Consider the following 3,514-nt stretch of genomic DNA (forward strand, 5'->3'; position numbering starts at 1 on the left):
TATTAATTTTGTAATCTATAGAGTGTTTATAATTAAAGAGCACCATTAGTTCTTAAATTTGTTTTTATGTTTTTATTTTAGTAATCATAAAACGAACTATGAATAGATATTTTTAGTTAACAACTTTTAATTTTTTATATAATACAATTTTATTTTTATTGAATTTTTTTATAACTCATCATTGATATGAAAATCTATTTTCGATAGATATATGCTTTCCTATCAAAGCTTTTGAGATATCTCTGATCCCAGCAAGAGCTTCCAATTCAGTGTGAAGGATTTTTTTTGTAATGTATGAATAGGTTATTTTCACAGAATAATTTAGGAGATTTGCTAGCTATCATCAAAATATTGTTATCAAATAAAATAGAACCTATTTTTTTGAAATAGGTTAAAAGAATATTTTTAACGACGTTAAGAAATCAATTCATAATAACGAATAAAATACTAATATTCTATGTTCTCTATCGAATGAATGATGAGTTATATTATTATGCTTTAATGCTTAAAAAGAATGTGTTAAACTCTATTAAGAGTTATCTTGTTTTTTATTGATAATTCCTGTTGTTTTTTATGAAATTTATTTCTTATTTCTCTATTTTTCCTTAAAACTTCAACGATCTCAACTATATTTAGAAAATTAAAATTTTTAAAAATCTTATAATTTTTTATTAAGCTTTAAAAATTTATCTTACCACTCTTAAACATTTTAGTTTTCTTTGGTTTTTAATTATTTTCTCTACTTCTTTTTCTGCCGAAATAAAGGATCTAAGAATTGATTTAATATTTTTTATTTTTTAAGTTATAAATACAATACTTTTTTATGGTTTTATAATGCATCAGCAATTGAGAGAGATCTTGGAACATCTTTCTATTAGTTTCTTCTCGATGGAACTCATCTTTAATCTTTTCAGAAATAATTTTAATTTTGTATACTCTGTATAAAAATATTATGTATTAAGAAAGTTAATAAGTTTCATGATATAATCCTTCCTGAATCATTTTAACTGATGTCCACATATAATATAATTATATAGATAATATCTAAATATACTTTATAATGACAATATTATTTTATTAAGCTTAAACTTTTGTATTCTTTTAAAGCTTGATATTTTGCTTGGCTATGCGAAATTATTGGGAAGGGATAATCAATTCCAAAATGAATTTTGGATGATTTCATAATCTTGAGTGGCATATTAGCAGGATAATGGATATATTTTGTTGGTACATTAACAAGCTCTGGAATCCATTTTTTGATATAAATCCCCTCTGGATCAAATTTTTTACTTTGTAAGATTGGATTAAAAATTCGAAAATAAGGTGCAGCATCGGGGCCTGATCCAGCTATCCATTGCCATCCAAGAGCATTGTTAGCAACATCCGCATCCAATAATGTATTCCAAAACCATTGTTCTCCTTCTCGCCAATCAATTAATAAATCTTTTACTAAAAAAGAAGCTACAATCATTCTTACACGATTGTGCATGTAAGCTGTGTGCCATAATTCACGCATTCCAGCATCAACTATGGGATAACCAGTCAAGCCTTTTTGCCAAGCTTTCAGGTGGCTGTTATTTTTTGTCCATTTTAAATTATCAAATTTTTTTCTAAAATTTTTTTTATTGATTTCAGGAAAATACCATAATAAATAGTAAGCAAATTCACGCCATATTAATTGACGTAGGAAGACGTCGGCAGATTGCTTTAAAGTTTTGTCATTTATCACGGCCTTATTGATCGCAGCTAAAATTTGATAGACGCTGATTGTTCCAAGATGGAGATATGGAGAAAGCTGTGAAGTAGAGCAAATATCAGGACGATTTCGTTTATTAAAATAATTTTTAAGATTTTCTTTAATAAATCTTTTAAGCAAAACTTGGGCATTTTTTTCTCCAGGTTTCCATTGGTTGAAGCCCAGACTCCAGTTTAATTTTTTTGGTAAAAGTTGCCAGTCTTCTAGTTTTTCAGTTTCGAGAGGCCCCGTTTTTAATAAATTTTGAGGAACTCTTAATGGTTGTCTTGGAATTATTAAAGTGCTAATTCGATTATAAAAAGGAGTAAAGACTTTATAATAATTCCCTGATTGATTTTTAATGTTCTGTGGTTCTATCAGAAGGTTAGACTCAAAAATGAACACTTCAATGGAAAGAGTGCTGAATATTTTTTTTAGATGACTATCTAACTTTCTATAATAACTTTCATAACAACAATTCCAATAAATTTTTTTTATTTGATATTTTTTAATAAGTTCTATAAATATTTTTTCAGTATTGCCTCTTTTTAATATTAAAGTGATTCCTTTATGTATTAAAGATTCTTGTAAAGACGCAATATTATGATGTAACCACCAATATTGTGCTTCGCCTATTGATTTAAGTTCATCGTCAAAAATATATATTGGAATTAAATTACGACTTGACTTCGTTGCTTCTGTTAGAGCTACATTGTCTGAGAGACGTAGGTCTTGTCTAAACCAAAAAATTATTGTCACTACTATTTCCTTTAAGAGACTTTAACAGTCTAAATACAATGAAGCTATTTAAAAATTTATGAATTTATTAAATATATTTTAATTTCTCAGGATATTCAAGTAAAAATTAAAATGGATTAATATGTTCTCAAATTTTATATAAAATAGATTCCATGCATATTAATTTAAAAATTTAAAGAAGATTCTAATTTTTTAGAGATTAGTGAGAGAACAAAAATTAGGATAATAAATACTATTAAAATAAATATGGAAAGTTCCAAATTTAGTTGAGAATCACTAAATCAAAGTTCGAATATTTACTTATGAAATATTTTCCATATATTATGGAAGGTATTATTTTTAATAATCTAGAGGAGAGATAGTGATAGGCAGCTGTTAAAAGTCTATTTTGGCTTCTTTATATGGTAACTTTGATATTATTACTACCCATTATTTAAATAGATCTTAAGGAATTTTCTAATCTAAATTACTTTTTTCTCCTTTTGGAATGTAATATCTCAAAAGGAAGAAATACATCAACTATGATTAATTAGTTTTGGTATTTATTATTGATGTACTTTGTCTTCTCTTGGTTTAATTGGCTTGATTATATTATAATGATAGATCAATAGTTGTAAATGTAACTAAAAGTTTGACGAAACCTCGATAAAAATATTTAATCTTTAGATATAATTTTAAGTTTTATAATTTTTACAGCTAGAAAAATAGCTTATCTCATCTACGAAGAGTTGCAAGAAAAATTGGTTTATAAATGAGAATAGCATCTCAGTGTTTATCAAACACTCTCTGTGTATCTTTTTGTATGTTCTATTCAGGACAGAAATAGCTCTTGACTGAATCTTGTGGTTCAATTAAAAAAAATAATTTTCCTCATAAACTAAAAGTCTTAATTGTTAAAGGTTTCATAAAGTTGGAAGTGGTTAAAAGCTTATTAAAAGCTGAGTGGACTGGATAAGATAATTTTTCAGTAAGAAACCTTTTCTTAAAGAGTTTTTAAAATCATGGTTCGTACTTATTTAG

At 26.1% G+C, this 3,514-nt stretch carries 1 protein-coding gene; it reads right to left on the reverse strand.

Annotated elements, in window-relative coordinates; all coding sequences use genetic code 11:
* Window positions 1–1,069: 1,069 nt before the first annotated feature.
* Window positions 1,070–2,494 carry a cryptochrome/photolyase family protein gene (locus tag CLERM_RS03760; RefSeq protein WP_102157247.1) on the reverse strand — a complete coding sequence of 475 codons (1,425 nt, stop codon included), beginning with the start codon at window positions 2,492–2,494 and terminating at the stop codon, window positions 1,070–1,072.
* Between the last annotated feature and the right edge of the window lie 1,020 nt (window positions 2,495–3,514).

It is taken from the genome of Coxiella-like endosymbiont, from assembly GCF_002871095.1.
Lineage (GTDB): Bacteria > Pseudomonadota > Gammaproteobacteria > Coxiellales > Coxiellaceae > Coxiella.